General features: G+C 72.6%; 26 protein-coding genes and 1 tRNA gene. 12 read left to right on the forward strand and 15 right to left on the reverse strand.

The window, feature by feature from the left end; genetic code table 11:
- Positions 1-77 precede the first annotated feature (77 nt).
- A complete protein-coding gene (locus BJF79_RS42325) occupies positions 78-806 on the reverse strand; it encodes an isocitrate lyase/phosphoenolpyruvate mutase family protein (RefSeq protein ID WP_075905908.1) in 729 nt (242 codons plus the stop codon).
- Between the two features lie 117 nt (positions 807-923).
- On the opposite strand from BJF79_RS42325, the gene BJF79_RS42330 reads away from it, so the two are divergent.
- Entirely contained in the window at positions 924-1952 is a 1029-nt protein-coding gene (locus BJF79_RS42330) for an alpha/beta hydrolase (protein WP_075905910.1), read from the forward strand.
- 142 nt (positions 1953-2094) lie between these two features.
- Here BJF79_RS42330 and fxsT read toward each other — a convergent pair whose 3' ends face one another.
- Entirely contained in the window at positions 2095-4611 is a 2517-nt protein-coding gene (gene fxsT / locus BJF79_RS42335) for an FxSxx-COOH system tetratricopeptide repeat protein (protein WP_075905912.1), read from the reverse strand.
- A gap of 556 nt (positions 4612-5167) precedes the next feature.
- Here fxsT and BJF79_RS42340 point away from each other — a divergent pair.
- From BJF79_RS42340 to BJF79_RS42355, 4 genes are all read left to right on the forward strand, one after another.
- Entirely contained in the window at positions 5168-6784 is a 1617-nt protein-coding gene (locus BJF79_RS42340; protein WP_075905914.1) for a chloride channel protein, read from the forward strand.
- Between the two features lie 5 nt (positions 6785-6789).
- Positions 6790-6966 (forward strand): FxSxx-COOH cyclophane-containing RiPP peptide, encoded by a 177-nt coding sequence (gene fxsA / locus BJF79_RS42345; RefSeq protein ID WP_158079454.1) that lies wholly within the window; start codon positions 6790-6792, stop codon positions 6964-6966.
- An 83-nt stretch (positions 6967-7049) separates the two neighbouring features.
- Positions 7050-7952: an SIR2 family NAD-dependent protein deacylase gene (locus tag BJF79_RS42350; RefSeq protein ID WP_075905918.1), complete on the forward strand. Its 903-nt coding sequence runs from the start codon at positions 7050-7052 to the stop codon at positions 7950-7952.
- Positions 7949-9991 (forward strand): tetratricopeptide repeat protein, encoded by a 2043-nt coding sequence (locus BJF79_RS42355; protein ID WP_075905920.1) that lies wholly within the window; start codon positions 7949-7951, stop codon positions 9989-9991. Before BJF79_RS42350 ends, BJF79_RS42355 begins: the two co-directional genes overlap by 4 nt.
- Here BJF79_RS42355 and BJF79_RS42360 read toward each other — a convergent pair.
- Positions 9980-10753: a hypothetical protein gene (locus tag BJF79_RS42360; protein ID WP_143220860.1), complete on the reverse strand. Its 774-nt coding sequence runs from the start codon at positions 10751-10753 to the stop codon at positions 9980-9982. The two genes, BJF79_RS42355 and BJF79_RS42360, sit on opposite strands and share 12 nt — an antisense overlap.
- Positions 10754-11281: 528 nt before the next feature.
- On the opposite strand from BJF79_RS42360, the gene BJF79_RS42365 reads away from it, so the two are divergent.
- Positions 11282-11500 carry a DUF2277 domain-containing protein gene (locus BJF79_RS42365; protein ID WP_075905924.1) on the forward strand — a complete coding sequence of 73 codons (219 nt, stop codon included), beginning with the start codon at positions 11282-11284 and terminating at the stop codon, positions 11498-11500.
- A gap of 36 nt (positions 11501-11536) precedes the next feature.
- Here the strand turns inward: BJF79_RS42365 and BJF79_RS42370 are convergent, their stop codons facing one another.
- Positions 11537-12562: an aspartate-semialdehyde dehydrogenase gene (locus BJF79_RS42370; protein ID WP_075905926.1), complete on the reverse strand. Its 1026-nt coding sequence runs from the start codon at positions 12560-12562 to the stop codon at positions 11537-11539.
- 171 nt (positions 12563-12733) lie between these two features.
- Between BJF79_RS42370 and BJF79_RS42375 the strand changes: the two genes are divergently transcribed.
- A complete protein-coding gene (locus BJF79_RS42375; protein ID WP_075905928.1) occupies positions 12734-13051 on the forward strand; it encodes a PspC domain-containing protein in 318 nt (105 codons plus the stop codon).
- On the opposite strand, the gene BJF79_RS42380 is transcribed toward BJF79_RS42375, so the two are convergent.
- Together BJF79_RS42380 and BJF79_RS42385 are read right to left on the reverse strand one after the other, a co-directional pair.
- Positions 13048-14286: an MFS transporter gene (locus BJF79_RS42380; RefSeq protein WP_075905930.1), complete on the reverse strand. Its 1239-nt coding sequence runs from the start codon at positions 14284-14286 to the stop codon at positions 13048-13050. The two genes, BJF79_RS42375 and BJF79_RS42380, sit on opposite strands and share 4 nt — an antisense overlap.
- 160 nt (positions 14287-14446) lie before the next feature.
- The gene (locus tag BJF79_RS42385; protein ID WP_262403413.1) at positions 14447-14797 is read right to left on the reverse strand and encodes a metallopeptidase family protein; all 351 of its coding nucleotides are present in this window, start codon (positions 14795-14797) and stop codon (positions 14447-14449) included.
- Positions 14798-14962: 165 nt separating this feature from the next.
- Here BJF79_RS42385 and BJF79_RS42390 point away from each other — a divergent pair, with 165 nt between their 5' ends.
- Both BJF79_RS42390 and BJF79_RS42395 read left to right on the forward strand, forming a co-directional pair.
- The gene (locus tag BJF79_RS42390) at positions 14963-16522 is read left to right on the forward strand and encodes a metallophosphoesterase (RefSeq protein ID WP_083734650.1); all 1560 of its coding nucleotides are present in this window, start codon (positions 14963-14965) and stop codon (positions 16520-16522) included.
- Between the two features lie 71 nt (positions 16523-16593).
- Positions 16594-16668 (forward strand) — tRNA-Glu (locus BJF79_RS42395).
- Positions 16669-16966: 298 nt separating this feature from the next.
- Here BJF79_RS42395 and BJF79_RS42400 read toward each other — a convergent pair.
- Positions 16967-17572 carry a TetR/AcrR family transcriptional regulator gene (locus BJF79_RS42400; protein ID WP_143220861.1) on the reverse strand — a complete coding sequence of 202 codons (606 nt, stop codon included), beginning with the start codon at positions 17570-17572 and terminating at the stop codon, positions 16967-16969.
- 85 nt (positions 17573-17657) lie between these two features.
- On the opposite strand from BJF79_RS42400, the gene BJF79_RS42405 reads away from it, so the two are divergent.
- The 3 genes from BJF79_RS42405 (at position 17658) to BJF79_RS42415 (ending at position 19358) form a co-directional block, all read left to right on the forward strand.
- The gene (locus tag BJF79_RS42405; protein ID WP_075905934.1) at positions 17658-18047 is read left to right on the forward strand and encodes a VOC family protein; all 390 of its coding nucleotides are present in this window, start codon (positions 17658-17660) and stop codon (positions 18045-18047) included.
- A 535-nt stretch (positions 18048-18582) separates the two neighbouring features.
- Positions 18583-18963, forward strand: a complete 381-nt coding sequence (locus tag BJF79_RS54660) for a hypothetical protein (protein WP_143220862.1) — start codon at positions 18583-18585, stop codon at positions 18961-18963.
- Positions 18960-19358 carry a hypothetical protein gene (locus BJF79_RS42415; RefSeq protein ID WP_143220863.1) on the forward strand — a complete coding sequence of 133 codons (399 nt, stop codon included), beginning with the start codon at positions 18960-18962 and terminating at the stop codon, positions 19356-19358. Before BJF79_RS54660 ends, BJF79_RS42415 begins: the two co-directional genes overlap by 4 nt.
- Positions 19359-19389: 31 nt before the next feature.
- Here the strand turns inward: BJF79_RS42415 and BJF79_RS42420 are convergent, their stop codons facing one another.
- The 8 genes from BJF79_RS42420 to BJF79_RS42450 all read right to left on the reverse strand — a co-directional run.
- Positions 19390-20772, reverse strand: coding sequence for a class I adenylate-forming enzyme family protein (locus BJF79_RS42420; protein WP_262403416.1), 1383 nt, complete (start codon positions 20770-20772; stop codon positions 19390-19392).
- Entirely contained in the window at positions 20694-20993 is a 300-nt protein-coding gene (locus BJF79_RS64290; RefSeq protein WP_262403417.1) for a hypothetical protein, read from the reverse strand. Before BJF79_RS64290 ends, BJF79_RS42420 begins: the two co-directional genes overlap by 79 nt.
- The gene (locus BJF79_RS42425; protein ID WP_075905940.1) at positions 20990-21736 is read right to left on the reverse strand and encodes an ABC transporter ATP-binding protein; all 747 of its coding nucleotides are present in this window, start codon (positions 21734-21736) and stop codon (positions 20990-20992) included. Before BJF79_RS42425 ends, BJF79_RS64290 begins: the two co-directional genes overlap by 4 nt.
- A gap of 22 nt (positions 21737-21758) precedes the next feature.
- Complete coding sequence (locus tag BJF79_RS42430) at positions 21759-22520, reverse strand: ABC transporter ATP-binding protein (protein ID WP_075905942.1); 762 nt, start codon at positions 22518-22520, stop codon at positions 21759-21761.
- Positions 22517-23416, reverse strand: coding sequence for a branched-chain amino acid ABC transporter permease (locus BJF79_RS42435; protein ID WP_075905944.1), 900 nt, complete (start codon positions 23414-23416; stop codon positions 22517-22519). Before BJF79_RS42435 ends, BJF79_RS42430 begins: the two co-directional genes overlap by 4 nt.
- The gene (locus BJF79_RS42440) at positions 23413-24300 is read right to left on the reverse strand and encodes a branched-chain amino acid ABC transporter permease (RefSeq protein ID WP_075905946.1); all 888 of its coding nucleotides are present in this window, start codon (positions 24298-24300) and stop codon (positions 23413-23415) included. The genes BJF79_RS42435 and BJF79_RS42440 overlap by 4 nt, the downstream gene beginning before the upstream one ends.
- Before the next feature lie 15 nt (positions 24301-24315).
- On the reverse strand, positions 24316-25488 hold the full coding sequence (locus tag BJF79_RS42445) for an ABC transporter substrate-binding protein (protein ID WP_075905948.1): 1173 nt from the start codon (positions 25486-25488) through the stop codon (positions 24316-24318).
- A gap of 30 nt (positions 25489-25518) precedes the next feature.
- Positions 25519-26938: alpha/beta fold hydrolase (locus BJF79_RS42450; RefSeq protein ID WP_262403414.1), on the reverse strand; the 1420-nt coding region annotated here is incomplete at its 5' end.

The following is a 26938-nucleotide window of genomic DNA, read 5'->3' on the forward strand; positions in this document are numbered from 1 at the left end:
GATCTCCGTACCACTGTGCCGCAGTAAGTGATTACTTGCAAGCGGGACGCCCGCACGGGCGCGAGCGTCCCGCCGCGCTACGCCGGATCCTCGCCCGCGCGGAGCCGTCCGGCGAACTCCTTCAGCGACTCCATCGCGTGCATGTGCGGGAACGGCCCGTACGACACCCGGGCCGCCCCCGCCGCGGCCAGCTCACCCAGCGAGGTGCCCGGGAACTGGTTCACGTTGACCGGCCCCGCCAGCCCGTCGACCAGCGCCTTCACCGCGTCCGCGGGCGCCATGATCGGGTAGACGCAGTCCGCGCCCGCCGCCAGGTAGCGGCGCCCGCGCGCGAGGGCGCCGTCGAGCGGATCCGGGGCCTGCCGGATGAACGTGTCCGCCCGCGCGTTGATCACCAGCGCGTCCCCCGCCGCCGCCCGCACCTCGGCGAGGTACGCGGCCTGCCGCTCCGGGTCCAGCAGGCCGCCGTCGCGGCTGTCCTCCAGGTTGCAGCCAGCCGCGCCCATCTCCAGCAGCCGCGCGACCAGCTCGCCGGGCGGCAGCCCGTACCCCGCCTCGGCGTCCACCGTGACCGGCACCTCCGCGACCCGGATCACCCGCGCCGCCGCCGCGAACATCTCGTCCACCGGCGCGCCCTCGCCGTCCGGGTAGCCGAGCATCGCGGAGATCGCGGCGCTCGCGGTGGCCAGCGCCGGGAACCCCGCCTCCTGGACGACCCGCGCGCTCGCCGCGTCCCACACGTTCGGCAGGACCAGCGGGTCCCCCGGCCGGTGCAGCTCCCGCAGCCGTACCGCCTCATCGGTCATTGCCTTCTCCCTCGATTTCCGGGTGCTCGTCTGCACGTAGGACGCCACGGTCCCGTGATGTGTGACATCCGGCGCGTACCCTCGAAGTCGATCATCAGTCCGCACGAAGGGGTGCACATGCTGCCGTGGTCGGCGGAACTCGCCGGAAGCCTGCACGAACACGTCGTGAGCAGCGAACTGCTGCGCGGGAACCCGCTGGGCGACCCGCACGAACGTCCGCTGCTGGTCTACACACCGCCCGGCTACGACGACGAACCCGAACGCCGCTACCCGTCCGTCTACGTCATCCAGGGGTTCACCGGCCACACCGGGCTCTGGCGGAACCGGATGCCGTACCGGCAGCCGTTCCCGGAGACGGCCGACGCGGTGTTCGCGAGCGGCGAGGCCCCGCCCGCGATCGTCGTGTTCGTCGACGCGTGGACCGCGCACGGCGGCAGCCAGTTCGTCGACTCGCCCGGCACCGGCCGCTACCACTCGTACATGTGCGACGAGATCGTCCCGTGGGTCGACGCGCACTACCGGACGCTCGACGCGCCCGAACACCGCGCCATCAGCGGCAAGTCGAGCGGCGGCTACGGCGCGATGATCACCCCGATGCTGCGTCCCGACCTGTTCGGCGCCCTCGCCACGCACGCGGGCGACGCGCTGTTCGAGTACTGCTACCTGCCCGAGTTCCCGCAGTCCGTCCGGCACCTGCGCAAGTACGGCGGCGACATCATGCGCTGGTGGGACGCCTTCCACTCGCGCGTCGCGTTCACCGAACCCGAGGACATGGTGCTCCTGAACCTCCTCGGCATGGCGGTCTGCTACTCCGCCCGCGAGGACGGCACGCCCGAGCTGCCGTTCGACCCGGTCACCGGCGTCCTCCGGCAGGACGTCTGGGACCGGTGGCTCGCCTGGGACCCGGTCCGCATGGTCCCGGCCCACGCCGACGCGATGCGCTCGCAGCGGGCGATCTGGATCGACGGCGGCACCCGCGACGAGTGGTACCTCGACGTCGGCGCCGAGGCGTTCCGCGCGGCCCTGCGGGACGCGGGCGTCCCGGACGACGTCGTCCGGTTCGAGCTGTTCGAGGCGGGCCACGGCGCCATCGACTACCGCTACCCGATGGCCCTCGCCTGGCTCGCCCGCCGAATCGCCCCGTGACCGGCACCCCTAGAGCAACCGGTCGAGCTGGGCCTTCACCGCACTGAGCAGCGCGAACAACCGGTCGTGCCCCGTCCCGCGCCACGCCGCCGCGCGGGCGCTGTTCGGGTGAGTTTGCGGGCGGTTCGCTCCCGGGGGTCGGTCAGACGGGCGGGGGTTCGAAGTCGAAGTCGAGGCGTTCGCCGCGGGCGGCGGCGCGGGCGACGGGGTGGTCTGTGCCGAGGCGTTCGGCGAGTCGGCGCACCGGGTCGCCCTCCACCGCCGCGGCGCCGGCCCCGCCCGCGGCGGCGACGTCGGCGGCCAGGTTGACCGCGCACTGCAGGGTGAGCGGGTGGTCGGCGCCGAACGTGGCGAGGAATCCGGCCAGCGCCCGGCCGCCGGTCTCCGCGGCGGCGGCGGAGTCGCCCGCCGCGGACCGGTCGCTCGCCAGGTTCGCCAGGGCGATCAGGGTGTAGTCGTTCTCCGCGCCGATGGCGGCGGACAGCGTCCGCCACGCCCGCTCGTTCAGCTCGGCGGCCTCGGCGTGCCGGCCGAGGCGGCGCAGGACGACCGCGAGGTTCACCGCGCAGCCGTGCGTGAACGGGTGGTCGGCGCCGAGCGTCTCGGTGAACCGTTCCAGAGTCTGCACGCCCAGCGCGCGCGCCTCCTCGGGCTCGCCCGTGACCCGCAGGTCGTTGACGAGGTTGCAGCGGGCAGCGAGCGTGTCGAGGTGGGTGGGGCTGAAGCGGCGCTCGTAGTGCTCGCTCACCTGCTCGGCCAGCTCCCGCGCCTCCGCGAAGTAGCCCGCCTTGCGCAGTGACACCGACAGGTTCTTGCGGGCCCGCAGCAGGTTGGGGTGCTCCGGGCCGAGCGCCTGCTCGTAGTCGGCGACGACTTCCCGCTGCCGCCGCACCGACCGTTCGTACTCGCCGAGTTCGCGCAGGTCGCGGGCGACCTGGTTGCGGGTGAACAGCACCCAGTGGTTGGTCGGACGGCCGTAGACGCGCAGCCGGTGCGCCAGCGTCTCCTCGTCCAGTTCGAGGGCGCGTTCGTAGCGGCCGGACAGCCGGCAGTCGATGGCGAGGTTGTTCTCCGCCATGAGCGTCCACGGGTCGTCCGCGCCGAACACGCGGCGGTGCGCGTCGAGGGACACCTCGTCGTGTTCCATCGCCGCCCCGAAACGGCCGAGGGACCGCAGGTCGCCCGCGTAGCTGTTCAGCAGCCGGAGGGTCTCCTCGTGCTCGGGGCCGAGCACCTCGGTCATCCGCGCGAGCGTCGCCTCGTCCAGCTCGTGCGCGGCCCGCAGTTCGCCGAGCAGCCGCAGGTCCACGCCGAGGACCATGCGCATCGACAGGACGTGCTCGTCGGACTCGGGTTCGACGCCGGGGGCGGGCGCGCGCGTCCAGTGCTCGATCGCGCTCTCGGCGAACGCGCGGGACCCCTCGTAGTCGCCGCGGACGTACAGGTAGCGGGCGAAACGCACACAGAACCGGCGCACCTCCGGCAGCTCGCACTCGACGACCCCGGACTCCAGGACGTGCCCGAGGAGCCCCTGGTAGACGGCCCAGTTGTCGGGGTCGTCGGGGTCGACGGGCGCGCGGGCGCTGAGCAGGACGTGCACGTCGCGGCGGGCCCGCTCCCGGTCGTCGTCGGTGAGTTCGGCGCGGGTGACGGCCTGGATCAGGCGGTGCACCTGGATGGTGTTGTTGACGGTCTCGACGCGCGCCAGCGAGTACCGGCCGAGGTGGCGCAGCGCGCGCTGCAGGCGGAGCGTGTCGGTGAGCATCTCGCCGAACGGCCCGCCGAGGACGTGCCGCGCCTCGGCGAAGGTGTCGAGCGGGATCGGTTCTGGGCCGAACAGGGCGAGCCGGTCGAGCAGCGCCATGGCGTCCGGGCTCTGCCCGCGCAGCCGCAGGACGGACGTCGCCCACACGGTCGCGAGCGTGAGCGGGTAGCCGACCGGCGGGTTCTCGTTGAAGGCGTCGAGCATCTCGCGCGCCCGCTCGCGGAACTCCCGCAGCATCGTCTCGGCCGCGATGCCCGTTTCGGACTGGAACGCGGCGGCCTGTTCGAGGGCGAGCGGCAGGTCGCCGAGCGCCTCGGCGATCTCGTCGGCGGCGCCGCCGTCCAGCCCGGCCACCCGCTGGACGAGGAAGGACGTGCTCTCCGCGCGGTCGAAGACGTCGATCTCGAGGTTGCGCGCCCCGTGCCGCCACTGGGTGCTGCGCGAGGTGATGATGACGTGCCCGCCGCCCGAGGGGAGGAAGCCGGCGATCTCGTCCGGGCCGACGGCGTTGTCGTAGATCAGGAGCCATCGCGGGTAGGGGCGGCCGAGCCGGAGGCTGTCGAGCACGTTGCGGACCGCGACGGCGCTGTCGGCGCCGCCGACGCCGAGCGCCTCGGCGAGGGCGGCGAGCGCCGCGCGGGCGACGAGGTCGCTCTCCGCGGGCACCCACCACACTACGTCGTAGTCGGAGGCGTACCGGTGGGCGTACTCGGTGGCGAGCTGGGTCTTGCCGATTCCGCCCAGCCCCTGGAGGGCCTGCAGGACGAACGTCCCGTCCGTGGACGCCGACAGCTCCCGGTGCAACCGGTCGAGCGTGCTCTCGCGACCGGTGAAGTGGGGGTTGCGCCTGGGGACGGAACCCCAGATCTCGGGCTGCCCGCCTGTCGCAGACATATGGCCTCCGGGGAGACGGAAACGAAAAGGGCGGTGAGGATTGCCTTCCTGCTACAGCCTATCTGCCGAAGCATAAATTTTCTGTGTCCGATGACCCGGACGATGTGTCCGGCGGGCGACCTACAGGGAACGAACATGAGAATGGGAACGTTCCATCCGAGCCCCCATGCGAATGATCTCCGGTCGGGACTATGATCGGAACATGATCGGCATACCGGAGGGCGCGTTACGGACATTAATGACATGTCCGTAACTGTCGAACTTCCTGCCGCGATCTCGCCATTTTCGTCACGAAACCGCGGCTCCGCAAGCCAGTGACCGGTGTCCGCCAGAGATATGGCACCGGCCCGGACAGGACGGTTATTTTGGCTTCGACAACGTCGAGAGCGACGGAACTCGACATCGACGGAAACGGAGTCGGCCCTGCCGCGGGGGCGGTCCGGTCAGCGGACCGTACGGCCGGGCGCCCGTCCGCGGGTTTCCGCCGCTCCCGTCCCAAGCCGGTGAACGACGGCGCGCGGGTCCGCGCCCCGGCGTCCGTCCGTGCGGAGGAACGTTGACCGAACCCGCCGAACCCGCCATACCGCAGGCCCGGCCCGGACCGCCCCGGCGGCGCCCCGCTCCCGCCCGGCTCGCCCTCGCGGGCGCGCGCTGGCTCCTGCTCGCGGTGGCCACCGGGTTCGCGGCCGGGCTGGCCGCCGCGATCTTCGTCGCCCTGCTCCGGCTCCTGACGCACGGGCTGCTCGGCGGCCTCGCCGGATTCGAGCCCGCCACCACCGTCACCGAGGGCCACGTCGACGGCTGGACCGGGTTCGACCGTCCGTGGGCGCTGCCGCTGATCACCTGCGGCGGGGCGCTGCTGGCGAGCCTGATCGTCGACCGGACCGCCCCCGAGACCGCCGGGCACGGCACCGACGCCGCGATCGACGCCGCGCACGCCGACCCGAACGGGACGCGCGGCCGGGTCCCCGCGATCAAGACGATCACCGCGGGCCTCACCCTCGGCTCCGGCGGATCCGGCGGGACCGAGGGCCCGATCGCGCAGATCGGCGGCGCCCTCGGCTCGATCCTGTCGCGCCGCGCGGGACTCACCGGAACGCAGGCCCGCACGCTGGTGATGACCGGGCTCGGCGCGGGCGTCGGCGCGATCTTCCAGGCGCCGCTCAGCGGGGCGCTGCTGGCCGCCGAACTGATGTTCCTGCGCGGGTTCGGCTGGCGCGCGATGCCCGCGGCGCTGCCCGCGTCGTTCGTCGCGTTCGGCGTCTTCGGGATCTTCCTCGGGTACGGGCCGATGTTCGGCGACGTGTCCCCCGCCGCCGGTTTCGCCGGACGCGACGTCGCCGCGTTCGCCGTCCTCGGCGTGCTCTGCGGCGTCCTCGGCCGGTGCTACGCCTTCTCGCTGCACGGCGTCGGCGCGCTGACCGGGCGGTTCACCCGGCCCGCGGCGGGCCCGCGGCGCCGGACGGTGCCGCGCTGGCTGCCGCCCGCGCTCGGCGGCCTCGCCGTCGGCCTGCTCGGGCTCGCCGTCCCGGCCGTGCTCGGCCCCGGCTACGGCGTCATCCAGCAGGAACTCGACGAGTCCGCGCTGCTGGGCATGTCGGTCTGGCTGGTCCTGCTGCTGCCGCTGCTGAAGATCGCCGCCACCTCGCTGTCCATCGGCACCGGCGGATCCGGCGGGGTCTTCGGGCCCGGGCTGGTGATCGGCGCCGCGACGGGCGCCGCGGTGTGGCGCGTCGCCGAACCCCTCGGCGCGTCCGGCGCGGGCCCGGCCCCGTTCGTGATCGTCGGCATGGCCGTCTGCCTGGGCGCGATCGTGCACGCCCCGTTCGGCTGCGCGGTCCTGGTGCTGGAGAGCACCCGCACCCCCGAACTCGCCCTGCCCATCGCCCTCGCCATGGCGCTCGCCTACCTGGTCGTCGGCGACCACACGCTCTACCGCAGCCAGCGGGAACGCGACGAGCGCGGCCTGCGGGACGTCCTGTCGTCGGCGGCGGCCCGCCTCCGTCGAGGGCGCGCCGTCCCGGACGTCCCCGTGCCCGCGTCCGCGCCGGCGTCGGCGTCGGCGTCGGCGTCGGTGTCCGCGCCGGAGCCGCCCGAACCTGCCCTGAACGATCCCGCCCCTCCGGACGACGACGGGACGTGCCGGACGACACCGGAGCCGACGAGGAAGTGACGACGATGGACGACGACGAAGCCGGGGGCGTCCTCGGCGGGCTGCCCGACCTCGGCGGGCTGCCCCTCGAACAGCTCGACGCGCGGCCCGGCTCGGCCCTGCACGACTGCCTGCGCAGAATAGCCGCCGAGTCCGGATCGGCGGACGACGCGGTCGCCGGATTCAACGCGGTCATCGACTAGGCCGCCGGAAGGCTCACGTCATGGTGCCGAGAACGATTCAGCCGGACAGGCCCCCGCCGGCCGGCGAACCCCCGGAGAACCGCTTGGAAGACAGAGACTGGGACCGGCTCATCCGGCAGCTCGAAGCCGGTCAGGTCGCCCCGTTCCTCGGTGCGGGCGCATGCCACGGCACCCTGGAGATGGCCGGGACGCTCGCCGGCCGGTGGGCCGACGAGTACGACTACCCCTTCGAGGACCGCTTCGACCTGGCGCGCGTCATGCGGTACGTCGCCGTCACCGACGGCGACCTGACGTACGTCAAAGGGGAGTTCCTGAAGAAGCACTTCACGAACATCCCGCCGCCGACCGACCCCGACGACCCCCATGTCGCGCTCGCCCGCTTCCCGCTCCCGCTCTACCTGACCACGAACTACGACGATCTCCTCGTCCAGGCGCTCAAGCGGGCCGGGCGCGCGCCCCGGCGCGTCCTGTGCCCCTGGTACGACGGGGCGCCCTACGATCCGGACGCGTTCCTCCCGCCGCCCGGCGGGGCCGCCGCCGACGAACCGGTCGTCTACCACCTGCACGGCCACACCGGCCACCCCGAGTCGCTCGTCCTGACCGAGGACGACTACATCCAGTTCCTCGTCGCCCTCATCGAGGACCGCAACAAGGAAGAGGACACCTCCGCGCGGGTCAGCCTGATCCCCCCGGCCGTCCAGGAGGCGCTGGCCCGGCGGCCGCTGCTGTTCGTCGGCTACAGCCTCCGCGACTGGACGTTCCAGGTGCTGCTGCAGGGGCTCGTCAAGGGCCTGCCGACCACGCACCGGCGTTCCCACATCAGCGTGCAGATGCTCCCCCTGCCCGACAGCGCCACGGACGTCCAGCGGCGCGATGCCGAGGAGTATCTGAACCGCTATTTCGCGGATCTCAAGGTGTCCGTATATTGGGGTAGCGCGAGGGACTTTTTCCGCGAGCTCAATCGGCGCGCTGGGGGTACACCGTGAGTTCTCCCGGCGCCACCGCCAACCCTGCCATCGGAGAAGGCCCCTATCCGGGGCTCCGCGCCTTCCGGCAGTCCGACGGCCCGCTGTTCTTCGGCCGCGACCGGGAGATCCGCGATCTGCGCTCGCTGTGGCTCGCGAACCGGCTGACGATCCTTTTCGGTCCGTCCGGAGTGGGGAAATCGTCGCTGCTGAACGCCGGGGTGCTGAGCGAACTCGGCGACGAGGTCGACCGGCTTCCCGTCGGACGGGTGTTCCCCGCGCCGTTCGCCGAACCCGCCGCCGGCGGGAACCCGTTCACGTTCACGCTGCTGTCGTCGTGGAATCCGAGCGCGAGCCCCGAATCGCTGCGCGACCTGACGCTCCGCGAGTTCTTCCGCGACCGCGCGGGCCGCGTCGACCGGTTCGACGATCCGCTGCCGTTCCTCGTCGCGATCGACCAGTTCGAGGAACTGTTCATGGCGCCGTCGCAACTGTGGCGGCACCGCGACCACTTCGTCGACGACCTGTCCGCCGCGCTCGCCGACCAGCTCGAACTGCGGCTGCTGATCTCCATCCGCGAGGACGCGGTCGCCGCGCTGCTGCCGTTCGAACGGCGGCTGTCGCCCCCGCCGCGCCGCCGCCTCGCCGTCCGCGCCCTCACCGCCGACGCGGCGCTCAAGGCCGTCACCGGCCCGCTGCGGGAGACGTCCCGGACGTTCGGGCCGGGCGCCGCCGAGTACCTCGTCGACGACCTGCGGTCCGCGCGGCACCCCGACGAACCGGGCGTCGCCGCCGTCCCGGACGAGCACGTCGAACCCGTCCAGCTCCAGATCGTCTGCTCGACGCTGTGGGCCGCGCTGCCCGAGTCCGTCCGGACGATCACCGCCGAGGACGTCCGCGCCCACGGCGACCCCGACCGGTCCCTCGCCCGCTTCTACACCCGGACGGTCGCCGACGTCGCCGCCGAGCACGGGATGCCGGGGCACGAGCTGCGCGGCTGGATCGAACGGAACCTGATCACCGACATGGGCACCCGGGGCATGGTGTGCGAGGGCGCCGGGGAGACCGCGGGCCTGCACAACGAGATCGTCCGCGCGCTGGCGTCCCGGCACCTGCTGCGCGCCGAGCACCGGCTGAACGCCCGCTGGTACGAGCTGCAGCACGACCGGCTCATCGCGGCGATCCGGCAGGCCGGACGGTCCGCGGACGAGCCCGCCGGCACCGCGGACCGCGAGCCCGACGCGCGCTGCGGCTGCGCGCCGCGCACCGGGCCTGGTCGTCGGCGCGACCGGCGACGCCGCCGACTTGGCGCGGCAGACGATCGACGCCGCCTCGCACGGCGGCGGACCGCCGCACCGAGGCGGAGGGCCGGTACCTGCTCGGCCAGGTCGCCGGGCTGCGCGGCGACGTCGCCGAGCGCGACGCACTTCGGCGAGGCGATCGGGATCTACGAGACGCTGCGGGACGGCGCCGCGGTCGCCCGGGTCCTGACCGGCCTCGGCGACGTGCTTTTGGCCCAGGGCCGCGTGGAGGACGCGTTCGTCGAGTACGAGCAGGCGGTGCGCAGGCAGCCGTCCGACCTGGACGCGCTGGAGGGGTACGCCCGCGCGCAGTGGCACCTCGGGCACCTCGCCAACGCCCGCACCGCCTACGAGCGGATCCTGCAGACCGATCCGGGCAACGTGTCGGCGCTCGCGGCGCGCGGGGAGCTGCTGGCGGAGCTGCGGCATCCCCGGGAAGCGATGAGCGACCTGGAGCGGGTCATCGCGCTCGGCCCGGACCCGGCCCGCCTGGAGGACCTGCGGTCCGCGCGCGCGCTCGCCCTGGCGCAGCTCGGCCGCGGCGACGAAGCCGCCGAGGAACTGCGCGCCGCCATCGAAGCCAACCCGCACAACGCCCGGACGCACCTGCGCGGCGGAGAAGCCGAACTCCTGCGGGGCAGGCCCGAAGAGGCCCTGGAACAGTTGCGGGAGGCGCGCCGCGTCAACGACCCGGGCCTGCTCCCCTACCAGAACGGCGCGGCCGACGACCTGGAGCGCAGGATCTCCTCACGAGGCTGAACCACCGTTCTCGTTGCGCGCCGCCCGCCACAGCGCCTTGTACTGGTCGACCCAGAAGGCGAACCAGCGCTCCGACTCGTCCCGGGTGATCCGGACGTGCATCCGGGACGTGGTCGACTCCCCGCCGAACCCGTGCATCTCCGCGATGACGAGACCGTCGCCCGCCTCCGGGTCGATGACCAGCAGGCTGAACCCCGGGTTGTAGGCGAGCAGCCGGTACCGGAACGCGCCCGCGACCCGCCAGCTCCGCATCGCCCGCAGCCGGTCGAGGACCGTCGTCAGCGACGGCCGCAGGTACTGCAGGGGGAAGAACCGCGAATCGTCCAGCTGCCAGGTCGCCATCGCGACCGCCGCTTCCTCCTCCGGATCGAGCACCACGATCCGGACCTTCCCGTCCGGACGGGCGAGCACCCCCGTACGGAGCGCGTCGCACCGTTCGGGAGTGAGGAAGTTGACGCCCGACGGCGCGTACAGCCACACGGTGCGCGCCCGCCGCAGCCGTCCGGCGACGTCCAGGTCCGTCAGCGAGTTCCGGTCGCCCAGCAGCGTCTCCGCCGCGCTACGGGACGGGCCGGGCAGCGTGCTCCGGTAGACGAGCGCCGCGAGCGCCGCCAGCGCCACCGCCCAGCGCACGTTCTCCGACACGACGTCGCCGATCACCGTCAGCACGGCGAGGACCAGGGCCAGCGCCGAGATCGCATACGCGTCGAGCTGCCGCAGCCACCGGACGTCCCGGGCCACCCTGCGCAGGGTCGCGCGCATCCACACCGCCCTCGTCGGAGTTCACGTCCGCCCTCACCGTTCTATCGCGCCGCACCGACGAACGCACGAGGTTTCCCGTCTCCGCCCCGACCACGCGTCCGCGCAGGTCGTCCACCGGTTTCAGTAGTTTCAGAACCTTCTTTCACAAGGATTGAAAATCCAGTACCGGCTGGACTCGTTGACACCGGACACGTCCCCGCGATGTCCTTTTTGGGACGGCCCTCCCGGTCGCGGCGCACGTCCGCAACGACGACCGCGATCCCGAGGGCGGGTCCACCGCACGTCCAACCCGCTCCGGACGGTGCGCGGAGCGCGGCCGACCCCCGCCCGGCCGCGCGGCGAGCCCCTGTGTGCAGGGCTCGCCTAAGGAAGGCTGTACGGGACGAACTTCTCGGCCCGTCCCGTACAGCCTCTTGCTTTTTGTGATTGCCGCATCGCTCCGGCTCGCCCGGAGGGCTTGGGGCGTCACCTGGGGCTTCCCGGGGTGGGTGGGTTCGGAATGTCGGGGGGCGGGGGCAGACTGGGGGCATGTGCCGCAGTATCAAAACGCTCCGCCCGCCGTTCACCGAGGACGCGACCGACGAGGACGTTCGGGCGGCCGCGCTTCAGTACGTCCGGAAGATCTCCGGGTTCCGGGCGCCGGCCGCGCACAACGCGGAGGCGTTCGAGCGGGCCGTCGAGGAGGTCGCCGCCAGTACCGCGCGTCTGCTGGAGACGCTGGAGGTGCGCGGGGCGCGCAGCGCCTGACGGCCCGCGCACCCGGGTGCGCGGGCCGTGTCGGGGTCAGTGCTTCTCGGCGGCGATCAGTTCGGCGATCTGGACCGTGTTCAGGGCCGCGCCCTTGCGGAGGTTGTCGCCCGAGCAGAACAGCGACAGGCCGTTCTCCACGGTCTCGTCGCGGCGGATGCGGCCGACGTAGGTCGGGTCCTGGCCAGCGGCCTGCAGCGGGGTGGGGACGTCGCTCAGTTCGACGCCCGTGGCGTCCGCCAGGATCTCGGTGGCGCGCTCCGGGGAGATCGGACGGGCGAAGCGGGCGTTGATCTGCAGGGAGTGGCCGGTGAACACCGGCACCCGCACGCAGGTGCCCGACACCTTCAGGTCCGGGATCTCGAGGATCTTGCGGCTCTCGTTGCGGAGCTTCTGCTCCTCGTCGGTCTCGTTGAGGCCGTCGTCGACGATCGAACCGGCCATCGCGAGGACGTTGAACGCGATGGGGCGGACGTACACGTTCGGCTCGGGGAACTGCACCGCGGCGCCGTCGTGGGTGAGCTTGTCGGCGTTCTCGACGACCTTGCGGCTCTGCTCGTGCAGCTCCGACACGCCCGCGAGGCCGCTGCCCGACACCGCCTGGTACGTCGAGACGACGAGGGCTTCGAGGCCCGCCTCGGCGTGCAGGGGGCGCAGCACCGGCATGGCGGCCATCGTGGTGCAGTTCGGGTTGGCGATGATGCCCTTCGGACGGTTCGCGGCGGCGTGCGGGTTGACCTCCGACACCACCAGCGGGACGTCCGGGTCGCCCCGCCAGGCGGACGAGTTGTCGACGACCACGGCACCGGCGGCGGCGACCTTCGGCGCGAGTTCCTTCGAGGAGCCCTTGCCCGCGGAGAACAGGACGATGTCGAGGCCGGCGTAGTCGGCCGTGGCGGCGTCCTCGACGGTGATCTCGCCGTCCCCCCACGGCAGCTTGCGCCCGGCGGACCGCGCGGACGCGAACAGGCGCAGCTCGTCGGCCGGGAAGGCTCGTTCGGCGAGGATCCCCCGCATCACGCCCCCGACCTGGCCGGTGGCTCCGACGATCCCGATTCTCATGCGGCTCCCTACGATCGCTTGACCTGCGTCTCAGCCATTTACCCTACGCAACGCCTCCAAGTGGCGTTCAAGCCGGTTTCGTCTCCCCCTACCGGACCAGGGACGTCTCAGGGGTGAATCAGGGGCGAAACCGGATGTCAGACTTCTCCCCCGATGGGCATGATCGGGGGTATGGACATGGAGAAGAGCACCAGCAAGTCACTCAGACGGACGCACGACGGGCGCCTGGTCGCGGGCGTCTGCTCGGGCGTCGCACGGTTCGTGGGCGTGGACGCCAACATCGTCCGGCTCGCCCTGGCCGTGTTCACGCTGTTCGGCGGCGCCGGGATCGCCCTCTACGCGATCGGCTGGCTGCTGATCCCCGACGAGGGCGCGCCGAAGTCGATCGCCGAGGACCTCGCGAAGAAGGCCGGGGACTCGCCCGCGTTCCAGGACGCCGTCCAGAAGGCGAAGGACGCCGTCGGGTCGAAGAAGAAGACGTCCGTCTAGGCGGCGGGAGCGGACCGGCGGGCGACCCGTTCGGCCGAGCCCGCGTCGCGGGCCTGGTTCCACGCCAGCGTCAGCATCGCGGCGGCCGACAGCCCGAGGACGCCCGCCAGCGCCACGACCGTCTGCGGGCCGAGGACCTGCGCGACCGCGCCGCCCACCAGGATGCCCACGCCCTGACCCGCGAGGATGCCCGACTGGGCGAGGCCGAACGCCTGGCCGCGTCCGCTGGGCGGCACCAGCGCGACGAACTCGGCGTTCGCCGCGAGCTGGTACGCGCTGCCCACCCCGGACAGCGCCCACAGCAGGACCACGCCCCACAGCGGCGGGTGCAGCCCGGCGCCGACGAGGGGCAGGCACGCCAGCATCGCCATCCACCCCATCGAGCGCAGCCGGCGCGCCGGACGGACGAACCGGCTGAACAGGAACGCGCCGATCACCATTCCCGTCGGCATCGACGCCATCAGCAGCCCGACCGTCACCGCGCTGTTGTCGAACTCGGCCGCGTACGGGGCCGCGAGGCCCTCCGGAATGGTGTAGAAGGCGCACAGCCACGCGAACAGGACGAGCGAGCGCAGCGTCGGGTCGCCGAACACGAGGCGCGCGCCGTCCCGCATACCGCGCCACAGGCCGAGGGACTGCGCTTGGCGGTCCTTCGGGGCGGGGCGCCGCCGCAGCCCCCCGACGAGGATCAGCGCGGACGCGCCGAACGTCAGGGCGTCCAGGGCGAGGGCCCCGCGGGCGCCGACCATCGCGACCATCGCGCCGCCCGCCAGGAACCCCAGCATCTGCGTGACCTGGTGCGTGATGTTGTTGATCGCCGTCCCGGCGACGAACCGGTCGCCCTCCAGGACGTCCGGCATGACGGCCGCGCGCGCCGCCGTGAACGGCGTCCCCAGCAGCACCGTGAGGAACACCAGGACGCACAGCGCCCCTAACGGCAGCGCCAGCACGGCCATCAGCGCTACCAGCACCGCCCGCAGCACGTCGCAGACGATCATCACGGTGCGGCGCGGGAACACGTCGGCGAGGCCCGCCAGGAGGGGGCCGCCCACGATCGGCGGCAGGTACGTCAGCGCGTAGGTGGCGGCGGTGAGCAGCGCGTTCCCGGTGCGGTCGTACACCAGGACGGCAAGCGCCACCTGCGCGAGCTGGTCGCCGATGAACGACAGGGCCTGCGCGAGCCAGAGCGCGCGGAACTCCCGTACCGCGAACACCTCGCGGTAGGTCGCCTGCATCTCCGGAGGGCGCCGGTGCCTGCCGGTCTCCCTGCCGTTCCGCCTTCCCGCCACGCACTCTCCAGGTCGGGCCGCCCCGGGTTGGGCGACCCTCCTATTAACTCACGCTGCGTGGCAGTTATGTGACCTACAGTGCGCGATTGACGTGACTTATTCGCGATCAGTAGCCCAGCTCGTGCAGTCTGTCATCGTCGATGCCGAAATGATGGGCGATCTCATGGACCACGGTGATCCGCACCTCTTCGACCACGTCCTCCTGCGTCTCGCAGATCCGGAGGATCTCCCGACGGTAGATCGAAATGTGATCGGGCAGTACACCGCCGTACCAGTCGCCGCGTTCGGTTAGGGGTACGCCTTGGTAAAGACCGAGCAGTCCGCGCTCGGGCGCGTCATCCTCGACGACGATGACGACGTTGCGCATGTGGGCGGTCAGCTCGGACGGGATGCCGTCGAGGGCCTCGCCCACCAGGTCCTCGAACTCGTCTCGCGACAACTCGATCACACCGGCCATTCTGCTCGACCGGAAGGGGACCCGTGCGCAAGGTCCGCGCCTCGATGGCCCAGACCCGTTCCAAATTCGCCTCCGCCCTCGGCGGCTCCCCCGCCGTCCGCCGCACCCGCACCGCCCTCGCCCCCGCCGCCCGCCGCACCGCCGCGGGCGCCGGCGCACCGGACGGTGCTGCGCAGCCGCCCGTCCCGCGTGCTGTACATCGTCCTCGCCGGGCTCGCCGCCGGGTACGTCGGCCTGCTGCTCGGCGGCCGCGTCGTCACCCCCGTCGGCCCCACGAGCGTCCAGCTGTCCCTGCAGCCGTCCCTGCACGGCGGGACGGCCCTGGAGCTGCCGCCCATCGGGGCGCTGCGGCTCGACACGCACTGGGGGCCGCTGGCCCTGGAGGCCCGGCTCACCGAGGTGCGCCCCGAGGAGGCGCAGCGGCTCATCGAGAACGACGTCGAACTCACCCGGCTGACCGACCGGATCGCGGGCGAGCTCCGCGACGGCGTCAAGGACCTGCTGATCCGCGCCACGCTCCTCGCGCTCGCCGCGAGCTTCGTCGCGACGCTCGTCCTGTTCCGGTCGTGGCGGCGCGCCCTCCTCGGCATGGGGTCGGCGGCCACCGGCATCGCGGCCGTCCTGGTGCTGACGCTGTCGACGTTCAACCCGCGCGCCATCAGCGAGCCCCGCTACACCGGCCTGCTCGCGAACGCGCCGCAGGTCGTCGGCGACGCGCAGAACCTCGTCGACCGGTTCTCCGCCTACCGCGAGCAGCTCGCCCGCCTCGTCGGCAACGTCTCCGAGCTGTACGCCGCGACGTCCACCCTGCCCGTCTACGAGCCCGACCCGTCCACGATCCGGGTGCTGCACGTCTCGGACGTCCACCTGAACCCGGCGGCGTGGAACGTGATCAAGTCGGTCGCCACGCAGTTCCAGGTCGACCTGATCATCGACAGCGGCGACCTGATGGACCACGGCAGCGAGGCCGAGAACGAGTTCGCCGACTCCATCGAGGACCTCGGCGTCCACTACGTGTACGTCCGCGGCAACCACGACTCCGAGGCGACCGCCGAGGCCGTCGCCGACCAGGAGAACGCGATCGTCCTGGACGACGAGACCCGCACGGTCGAGGGCCTGCGGATCTACGGCGTCGGCGACCCCCGGTTCACCCCCGACAAGTCCACCCGCGACGACGCCGTCGGCGGCGACCAGCTCTACGCGCAGGGCGCCGTCCTCGCCGAGAAGCTCCGCGCGGACCGCGCGAACCCCGACATCGCCGTCGTCCACGACCCCACCGAGGGCAAGGCGTTCTCCGGGCTGACCCCGCTCGTCCTGTCCGGCCACACCCACACCCGGTCGACCGAACTCCTCCCGACCGGCACGCGGCTGTTCGTCCAGGGCTCCACCGGCGCCGCGGGCCTGCGCGGACTCGAACACGACGAGCCGACCCCGTTCGAACTGTCCGTCCTGTACTTCAACCGCTCCACGAAACGCCTGCAGGGCTGGGACGATCTGCGCCTCGGCGGCCTCGGGCTCACCTCCGCGCACATCGAGCGGCAACTCGAACCCGACCCCGACCACCCGATCGAGCCGCGGCCGCCCGCGATCGCGCCGCCGTCCTCCCCGACCTCCCCGTTCCCGTCCGAATGGCCGTCGGACTGGCCGTCCCGGACCCCGTCGCCGCCGCCGTCGCCGTCCGGCTTCGGCTCGCCCCCGACCCCGTCGCCGTCCGGACGGCGTTAACCGTTTGTGCGGCGACCCGGGTTGTCCCCTACACTTGTCACGGTTGAGTGGCGCACGCGCCACGGCACCGGGCCCCCTTCGTCTAGCGGCCTAGGACGCGCCCTTTCAAGGCGGTAGCGCCGGTTCGAATCCGGTAGGGGGTACCAAGCGCACGGCTGCACGATCGCCGGCGCCGTCCCGTCGCCCCTCGTGCCGTCCCCGGTAGATGACCCGTGCGGCCGAAGACTCCCTTGAGCAGGTCGGCGTATGCGTCCGGCCAGGCCCTGGGTTGCTTCGAAGACGGCATGGAAGACCATGATCTCCGTGTGAACGCCTCGGCCTTCGAGCCCGGTTCGCAGCCGACCGGCGAGCCGCGCCAGGTCGTCGAGGGTCCCGGCCGTCTTGGCTCTGATGGTGCCCAGCGTCGAGCAGTTCGGCTGCGGAGTCCTTCTCCTGCCGCTCGACTCACGGCAGCAGGGCGGTGATGAGGGTGCGTTTGAGCCAGTCCTCGTAATCGTCGTGGGACCAGCCGGCGTCCACGACGAGGGAGTCGTGGACGCCGTGGCTCATCAGGGCGACCGCGATGTCGGAGGCCCGGGGGTCTACCGGGCGGCCGGTGTCGCGGATGCGGTCGACGATCATTTCGATGCCCAGGCGGGTGCGTCGTTCGGTCTCCGCGCGGGTGGCGGCGATGTCCGGATCGACGGCGGCGCCGGAGCCGAGGATCGCGACGATGTCGCCGCAGCGCTCCCTGATCTGGCGGCTCGCTTTGGCGACCAGGCCCAGGAGATCGGCCGGGTCGTGCGGGCCCGCGGCCTCGGCCATGAGGTCGGGGACGCCGGCCTCGTCGTCCATCAGGTCGACCAGGCCGTTCAGGACGCCCGCTTTGGAGCCGAAGTGCGCGTAGATCGTCTGCGGTGAGACGCCGGCTTCCTTGGCGATGAGGCGTATCGGGGTGCGGGCGTAGCCGTTCTCGGCGAAGAGACGGCGCGCGGCGGTGAGGATCGTGCGCAGCGTCAGCGCCTCGCGCCGGTCGCGGAGCCGGACGATGCCCGGCAGGTCTTCGGTCACGCTAACTCCGTTGGAACGTTGTTCCATTTTATGGATGGACGTTCTAGCATGGTGGACGACGACATCCCGAGAGAGGACCGTCAGCATGGGCATCGAACTGAACCACACCATCGTCCACGCGCGCGACGCGGGCGCCTCGGCGGCGTTTCTGGGCGGCATCCTGGGAATGCCGGTCAAGGACCGCTGGGGCCCGTTCGTGCCGTTGCCGCTGGCCAACGGCATCACGCTCGACTACCTGGACGCGCCCGTACAGATCCAGCCGCAGCACTACGCCTTCCTCATGGGCGACGCCGAGTTCGACGCGGCGTTCGCCCGGATCCGCGCGGCCGGCCTCGACTACTACGCCGGGCCGGTGCACGACCGGCCGAACGAGATCAACCACAACTACGGCGGACGGGGCGTGTACTTCGACGACCCCGACGGCCACAGCATGGAGATCATGACCGTGCCCTACGGGGATCGCCCCGCACACTGACCCGCCGCCCACGCCGAGGGCGCCTGACGTGGCACCGTACACGGGCCTGGGCGCTCGCCTGCAAGAGGCGGGGCACGAGGTGGTCATCGCGGCGCACGAGCCGTTGGACGAACTGGTGGTGGCCGCGCTACGCCGAGCCGGGGTGCGCGGCGTGATCCAGGCCGGGTGTACGAACGGCTCATCGCCCCCGTCTGGCAGGCCGACCTCGACAGCCACGGCGAACAACCGGGCGATCCCGACAAGGCCGCGCCCAGGCGGGCCCCATCAACCCGAAGGGAGCCGCCGCTTGGGCGAGTAGTTCCTTGGTCGCCGCGTCGGCTGACCTCATTAGGCCATTGAGCACTACCACTGATCCGGGCGGCATTCCACCACTCGGCGGCCATTATTGAACTCACTGGCGACCATGGCCGTGGTATGCATGATGTGACATCTAACACATGCCGGTGAGATCACCCCCTTTTTTTCGGCTACTCCCTTTTGCGGGATATGTGCCTCTCACGAATCGATCTCCCCGGCCTTCGCGGGACGGTGCGGCATGAGCGACCAGGAGAACGGCGGGGACGAGCGGGATCGGCGGAGCAGGCGGTACGCCGCCGCGATCGTCGCCCTGGCGGCCGTGATCATCGGTCTGTGCAGCGTGGTCGGTGAAGCCCTCGTCCCCCGGACGCTCCCCCCGCAGGACGCCCGGAGCTGGGCGGCGTTCCTGCTGGCGATGGCCCTGTTCACGGTGATCTTCGCCGCCACGACCGTCCTCACGGGATTCCTCGACCGGATCACCCGCCTGCTTGCACGCGCCCGCTGCGAGACCGCATGGCGATGCTGCGCGGACGGCCGGCCCGGATCGTCGCCGCCGCCGTGTTCTTCGTGGCCGTCGCCATCGCGATGGCACAGGTGGCCGATATCGGAAAACTCGTGAAGAATTCAGAGATAGGCGGACTCGACCTGGCGGCCTACTGCAAGTCGTACGGATACGAGTCGAACGACGCGGACCGCTGCTCTCAGCGGATCTCGCTGGCCGAAGCCTGCAACTGGCAGCATCGGGCACCCGGGCACCGGGCCGTCCAGGAGTCCGGTCCCTACAGCACGAGCTGCGTCAACCCCAAGGGGCAGCCCGTCGGCGGAATCCGCGACATGAACGGCTACTGCCATCACCGCTTCCCCATGAGCGCCGACGTCGAGGTCGCTCTGGCCAACGGCACGACATGGGCATGCCAGACGACCATCGACAAGAGCCTGGCGTGCGGCTGGCAGTACCAGAAACGCGACCTGGCGGCACGCCAGAACGGCTTCCTCTGGACGTGCTACCAGTGATCGGTCGGCAGCGGTCGGTGGTGGAGAAAGGTCAATGGCCTCGCAGTTCGCGGCGGAGGATCTTGCCGGACACGCTCTTCGGCAGCTCGTCCTCGATCACCACCTGCGCGGGCGCCTTGTAGACGGCCAGGCGGCCGCGGCAGTGGTCGCGCAGGTCGTCGCCGGTGGCGGCGGCGCCCGGGCGGAGGCTGACGTGGGCGCGGACGGTCTCGCCGCGGTAGGGGTCGGGGACGCCGACGACCGCGGCCTCGCGCACGGCGGGGTGTTCGTACAGGACGTCCTCGACCTCGCGCGGCCAGATCTTGTACCCGGCGGCGACGATCATGTCCTTCTTCCGGTCGACGAGGTAGACCCAGCCGTCGGCGTCCATGAACCCGACGTCGCCGGTGAGGAGCGTGCGGTCGGGGAAGGACGCGTTCGTCTGCTCCGGGTTCCGCCAGTAGCCCGCGGCGACCTGCGGGCCCGCGATGGCGAGCTCGCCGACCTCGCCCGGCGGGAGCGGCTCGCCGGTCTCGCCGCGGATCTCGACGCGGACGCTCGGGAGCGGCACGCCGATCGCGAGCGTCCCGGACGCCTCGTCGACCGGCGCGGGCGTCCCGAGCGGCACGGCGACGGCGGCGGACGTCGTCTCGGTGAGCCCGTAGGCGTTGTGGACGTAGACGCCGAAGGCGTCGGCGAAGCGGCGGACGGTCGCGGACGGCACGGGCGCGCCGCCGCTGAGCACCTTCGTCAGGGAGGTGAGGTCGCGGTCGCGGGTGCTCGGCTCGTCCAGCAGGGCGATGAACGCGGTGATGGAGCCGATGGTGAAGGTGGGGCGGTAGCGCTCGACGAGCGCGGCGGCCGTCGCGGGCTCGAACCGGCAGGTCAGGACGAGCGGCAGCCCGGCGCCGAGGCCGAGCGCGAGGTGCATGGCGAGGCCGGTGATGTGGAACAGCGGCGCGATCGTGAGGATCGAGTCGGTTTCGCCGAGCCCGATCCAGGCGCGGCACGCGGCGACCTGGTAGGCGAGGTTGCGGTGGGTGTTGATGGCGCCCTTGGCGGGGCCGGTGGTGCCGGAGGTGTAGCTGAGCAGCGCGGGCTCGTCGGGCCGGTTGAGCGTCGCCTTCCGCGGCGCGCCGCCCTCGTCGAGGATCGCCTGGACGTCGTCGCGGTCCTCGTCCGGCCAGGGGCCGGCGGCGTCGGCGGCGAGCGCGCCGGTGCGGGAGTACAGGACGTGGTCGAGGGCGCCCGAGGGCAGCGCGGCGACGGTCGGGGCGGCGGCGGGGTGCGCGATGAGGACGCGGGCGCCGGAGTCGGCGAGCAGGTGGCCGAGTTCCCGCTCCTTGTACATCGGGTTCACCGGGACGACCGTCGCGCGCAGCTTCCACACGGCGAGGACGGCGAGGACGCAGACGGGCGTGTTCTGCAGGGCGATCGCGACGCGGTCGCCGGGCCGACGCCGCGCCGTTCGAGCCCGGCGGCGAGGGCGTCGCTGAGCCGGTCGACGGCCGCGCGGTCGAGGGTGGTGCCGAAGTAGTGCAGCTGCGGCGCGTCCGGACGCCTGCCGGCGCGGATCCGGAACATCTGCAGGACGCTTCCCGCGTCGGGTTCGATCTCGCCGGGCACCCCGGCGCCGTACAGGTTCCGCCAGTTCACGTGCCGACCCCTCTCCGGGCACCGTCGTCCTGCGCGGGTTCCTCGTCGATGCCCAGGTGGCGGGCGATCGTCGCGGGGTCTTTCTCCAGTTCGTCCGGTGTGCCCTCGGCCACGATAGCGCCGCGCTGGATCAGGCAGGCGTGATCGGCGAGGGGGAACGCGAGCGCGGCGTTCTGCTCGACGAGGAGCATCGTCATTCCGGCGGCGCGGATCTCGGCGATCGCCCCGAAGACCGTGTCGACGAGCGCCGGGGACAGGCCCATCGACGGTTCGTCCAGCAGCAGCAGGGACGGGGCGGTCATCAGGGCGCGGCCGATGGCGAGCATCTGCTGCTCGCCGCCCGACATGAGCGCGGCGGTCTGCCGGCGGCGTTCGGCGAGCCGGGGGAACAGGTCGTACACGTCGTCGGCCAGGGCTTTGCGGCGGCGGCCGCGCGCGTACGCGGACAGGTCGAGGTTCTCCTGGACGGTGAGGCACCCGACGACCATCCGGCCCTCGGGGACGAGCGCGAGGCCGCGGCGCGCGACGCGGTGCGCGGGCATCCCGGTGATGTCGGCGCCGTCGAACAGGACGCGGCCGCCGGACGGGCGGAGCAGCCCGCCGACGGCTTTCATCGTGCTCGATTTGCCCGCGCCGTTGGCGCCGAGCAGCGCGGCGACCCGTCCCGCGCCGAGGGCGAGGTCGAGGCGGGCCACGGCGCGGATCGACCCGTAGGTCACTTCGAGCGACTCGACGGTCAGCATGCCGATTCCCTTCCTGTCGGGCTCACTTGCCGAAGTACGCCTTGCGGACCTCGGGGCGGCGCAGGCAGCGCGCCGGTTCGTCGCAGGCGATGACCTCGCCGGAGGCGAGCACGGCGACCTGGTCGCAGATCTCCTGGATGAGCCGCATGTTGTGCTCGACGACGACCACGGCGGTGCCGGTGTGCCGGAGCCCGGCGACGAGCTCGCCGATCCCGGCCCAGTCGGCGGCGTTCATCCCGGCGGTCGGCTCGTCGAGGAGCAGCAGCCGCGGCTTGGACATGAGCGCCCGCGCGATCTCCAGCCGCCGCTGGTCGCCGTAGGGCAGCGTCTCGGCGAGCCGGTCGGCGCGGTCGCGCAGGCCGACGGCGTCCAGCACGTCCAGGGCCTGTTCCCGCAGGTCGCGAAGTTCGGCGCGGGCGCGGGGGGTGGCGGCCAGGCCGCGGGCGGCGCCGACGCGCCGGAGCCGGTAGCCGCCCGCGAGGACCTGCTCGGCGACGGTGAGGCCGCGCAGCAGGCGGATGTTCTGGAAGGTGCGGGCGACGCCCAGCCGGGCGAGGGCGGTGGCGCGCAGGTGGTGGCAGGGTTCGCCGAACAGGGTGATGGTGCCGCCGTCGGCGGGCAGCAGCCCGCTGATGATGTTGAGCAGGGTGGTCTTGCCCGCCCCGTTCGGCCCGGCGACGCCGAAGATGGTGTCGCGCGGGACGGTCAGCGCCACCGATTCGAGGACGCTCAGCCCGCCGAACCGCTTGGCCAGCCCGTCGATGACGAGCGCGTCGCCGCTCATGACCGCACCTCCGCGACCTCGCGCGCCGTCCCGGCCGGGGGCGCGGCGGCCCGCCGCTCCCGCAGCCGCCGCCAGCGCAGCGGGTCGATCAGGCCGCCGGGCACCCAGATCATGATGACCAGCAGCAGAACGCCGTTGATGATGGACTGTCCCTGGCCGATGAACTGGTTCACGTACACCGGCAGGCCGGTGAAGACGATCGCGCCGATGACGGAACCGAACCAGTGGTAGGCGCCGCCGAGGACGACGCAGGCGATGACGGTGACGGCCAGGTCGATGTAGAAGCTGTCGGGGTCGATGTAGCGCAGCAGCCCGGCCTGCAGGACGCCGCCGATCCCGCCGATCACGCCGCTGATCGCGAACGCGGCCATCTGGACGCGGCGGACCGGGACGCCCATCGTCGCGGCGGCCGTCGGGTCCTCGCGGGTCGCGACGGCGGCCGTCCCGAACCGGGACCGGGCGAGCCGGGCGAGGAACAGGCAGACGAGCGCGAGCACCAGCAGGAGCTGCCACAGCTCCACCTTGACGGGGACGATCTGCCCTTCGGAGCCGCCGGTGAGGTCGCCGAGGTTCACCACGATGACCCTGGTGACGAGGATGAGCGCGACGGTCGCGAGGGCCAGCCAGTGGCTGTCGAGGCGGATGAGCAGCAGCCCGGCCGCGGCGGCGAGGACGCCGCCGCCGAGACCGCCCGCCACGAGCGCGGCCCACAGCCCGAACCCGGCCTCCGTCATCAGGTACGTCGCGGTGAACGCGCCGGTCGCGGCGAAACTGACCGAGGCGAAGCTGAGCAGGCCCGCCCACAGCGTCACGTACGTGCTCAGGGCGAGGATCGCGCCGACGAGCGCGAATTCGAGGGCGCTGAAAAGCAGGGCGAGTTGCGTCGCCAACATCATGCTCTCCCTAGCTCGACGGTGCGGAACAGGCCGCGCGGACGGGCGACGAGGACGGCGAGCAGGAGGCCGAACGTGATGGCGTCCTGGAACGAGGCGGAGATGTACTGCGCCGACAGCACCTGGACGACGCCGATCAGGAACCCGCCGAACGCGGCGCCCCGGACGTCGCCCATGCCGCCGATGACGACGGCCGCGAAGCCGTGCAGGAGCAGCCCGTCGCCGAGGCCGAACGTGAACGTCTGCCCGGCGGCGAAGAACACGCCCGCCAGCCCGGTGGCGGCACCGGCCAGCGCCGCCGCGGTGAGGATCGCGACGCGCGGGTCGACCCCGCCGAGCATCGCGGCGCCCCGGTCGTGCCCGACGGCGCGGATCGCCGAACCGAGCCTCGTCCGGTGCAGGATCAGGTGGATCGCGGCGGTCACCGCGACCGCGCACACGATCGCGAGGAGCTGCGTCATCAGCACCCGGACGCCGCCGACCTGCAGGAGGTCGTTCGGGACCGTGCCCGGCGGGAACCCGAGCGGCGCGGCGCCGGTGGCGAGGCTCGCCGCCTCCCGCAGCGAGATCCACAGCGCGACGCTGGTGATGATGGTGCCGAGGAGCTGCTCGCCGCCGCCGCGCGAGCGCAGCGGCTGGAAGGCGATCTGGTCGACCGCGACGGCGGTGACCGCACCGGCCGCCGCGCCCGCGAGGACGGCCACCGCGAACGGCAGCCCCGCCTCGGTGATCGTCCAGTAGGCGAACAGCGCGCCCCAGGTGGCGTAGACGCCCTGGGCCAGGTTGAGGATCCGCATCGTGGAGAACACCACGCCGAAGCCGACCGCGAACAGCGCGTACACGGCGCCGAGCGAGATCCCGTTGACGAGTTGCTGGAGGAACAGCATCACTTCACCTGCCCGTCACGCGGCGCCCGCGCCCGCGGGTGCCCATTCGCGCTGCCGCCCGTCCTTCGTCCAGGCGATGTGGACGATGCTGTCGGGCGCGTACAGCTGGCCGTCCCGGAACCGGACGGTGCCGTAGATCGTGTCGTCGAGCCGTTCGATGTCCGAGAGCGCCTTCGTGACGCTCTCGCGGGTGGGGTCCGCGCCCGCGTTCTTGACGGCGGTGGCCATCATGTACGCGGCCATGTAGCCCTGCGCGGCGTAGGCGTCGGGGTCCGTCCCGTACTCGGCCTTGTAGCTGCGCGCGAACTCCTGTCCGGTGGGCCCGGCTTTGCCCGCGAAGAAGTACACGGGGAACGGGACGCCCGCGAGCGTGGCGCCCGCGGCCTTGAACGCGCCGGGGCTGCCGACCACCTCGGTGGTGATGAGCAACCCCTGGTAGCCCCGCGCGCGCAGCGCCTTGACCAGCGAGATCGTCGACTGCTGGAGCGTCGAGATGACGATGGCCTCGGGGTTCTTCGCCATGAGTTCGCCCGCGGCGCCGCTGAAGTCGGTCTGCGCGGCGAGCGTGTTGACCGTCCCGAGGTCGCGGACGCCCGTCCCGGCGAAGCCCTCCTTGAAGGACTCGTACTGCGAGACCCACCCGGAGTTGTCCTGGGTGACCACGTAGGCGACCGACGCGGGCTTGGCGTCCGCCGCCACGGACCGCGCGAGGTGCTTGTTGGCGACCTGCGGCAGGGTGGTCGTCCGGACGACGTACGGCGGGTCCTGGAGGCCGAGGTCGGTGGCGCCGTAGATGTTCAGCGGCAGCTTCGCGTCGGTCGTGATGACCTTCACCGCGCCGGCCACCGGCGACAGGATGCAGCAGAGGGCGCCGACGACGCTCTGGTCGACGGCGAGCTGCCGCGCCTGGTCGACGGCCTGCGACGGCTTCTCCGCGCCCTCCTTCTTCACCAGCTTGATCTTGCGGCCGCCGCCCAGGTACCCCTCGCGGTTGGCCTGGTCGACCGCGAGCTCGATGCCGTTGGCGAAGGTCCGCCCGGCGAAGGCGACCGGCCCGGTGAGCGCGGTGATGAAGCCGATCTTCACCTCGCCCTCCTTGGTCCCGCCGGTGCACGCGCTCGCCGGCGTGGCGGCGGCGATGGCCGCGGCCAGCGCGGCCAGCGACCGGCGGCGGAGTGTCAGTGCCATGGCGTCTCCTCGGACAGTGCTCGCGCGTCCTCAGCGGGCGGCGAGGAACTCGATGTAGCGCCGGACGGTCGCGTTGACCGCGGCGGGGTCCTGGTCGGGGTACCAGCAGGTCGCGGGGGTGGACTCGATGCGGACGCCGGCCGGTGCGGCCGCGCGCAGCGCCGGGAGGTTGTCGGCGAGCATGTCGTCGGGCCCGGCGCAGATCAGCGCGGGGACGGCGAGTTCCGGCAGCCGTTCGCGCGTGGGGTAGCGGAAGGCGGCGGCGTAGCTGAGGTGGTACGTGGGGCCGCTCTGCAGCAGCCCGACCGTCCAGTCGTGCAGTTCGCGGGCGCGCGGGACGCGCAGCGGGCGGGACGCGGCGACGCGGTCGCGGTACCACGGCCAGAACAGGAACATGTCGCGCCGCATCCCCCACGCCCGGACGAGGTGGGAGCCGAACCGGTCGGCGCGCAGCGGCGGCAGGTAGTGCTCCAGGATGTCGGCGGTGAGCTCGGGCGGCAGCAGCGGCGGCGCCTCCAGGACGGCCCGCCGCACCAGGTCGGGGCGGCGGACGGCCGTTTCGAGCGCGATGACGGCCCCGGTGTGGGTGCCCCACAGGTGCACGGGCCCGGCGGCGCGCCGCTCGGCGATCTCGGCGATCACGTCGGCGAGGCGTCCGATGTCGATCGGGTCGCGCCACGGCTTGTCCGATTCCCCGTTGCCCGGGTAGTCGGGCGCGATCACCTGGAAGTCGCCCGACAGGCCGCGCATCAGCGGTTCGAGCAACCCCGCCGACCCGGGCGCCGAGTGCAGCGCGATCAGCGGCGGCGCCGCCGGGTCCCCGGCCGTGCGCAGGTGGATCCGCCCGGCGGACGTCGTGACGAACTCGCGCCGCACCCGCGTAGCCCGCGTCGGCGCACCGGACGGTGCGTCCGCGAGCGGCAGCGCGCGCCGCGACGCGGGCGGGTCCGCCGGGACGGCGGGTGCCGCCGGACGTCCGTGGGCGCGCGACGTCCGGCCGAGCCATGCGGCGACCGGGGACGGGCCGGTCGTGCCGGGGTCGATCGTCGTGGTGGGGGGCATCGCCCCGGCGAACGGGTCCTCGGACGCGCGGCACCACGTCTGCCACAGGGCCGCGAAGCTCTCGGGGTGCTCGGCGAACGCGACGACCGTCCGGTCGAGCGCGGCGGGCGTCGGCGGTTCCGCCCGTCCAGGGACGGACGAGCGCGGCGCGCCGGGCGGGAACAGGTGCGCGTCGCGGACGAACTGCCACAGCCGCTGCAGGTGCGAGCCGTCCGCGCGGGGCGTCGCGTCGGGCGGCGGCGTCTCGCGGGCGGCGGCCAGGTAGCCGGGGTCGACCTGGACGAGTTCGCGGCAGCCCGGCACGCGGCCTCGACGGCGGCGGCGAGCGCGCAGCCCATGTCGAGGCCGACGACGGTGTGGTCCGCAGCGCCGCCGCGACCTCCGCGAG

Origin of the sequence: Actinomadura sp. CNU-125 (assembly GCF_001942465.1) — a bacterium.
Lineage (GTDB): Bacteria > Actinomycetota > Actinomycetes > Streptosporangiales > Streptosporangiaceae > Spirillospora.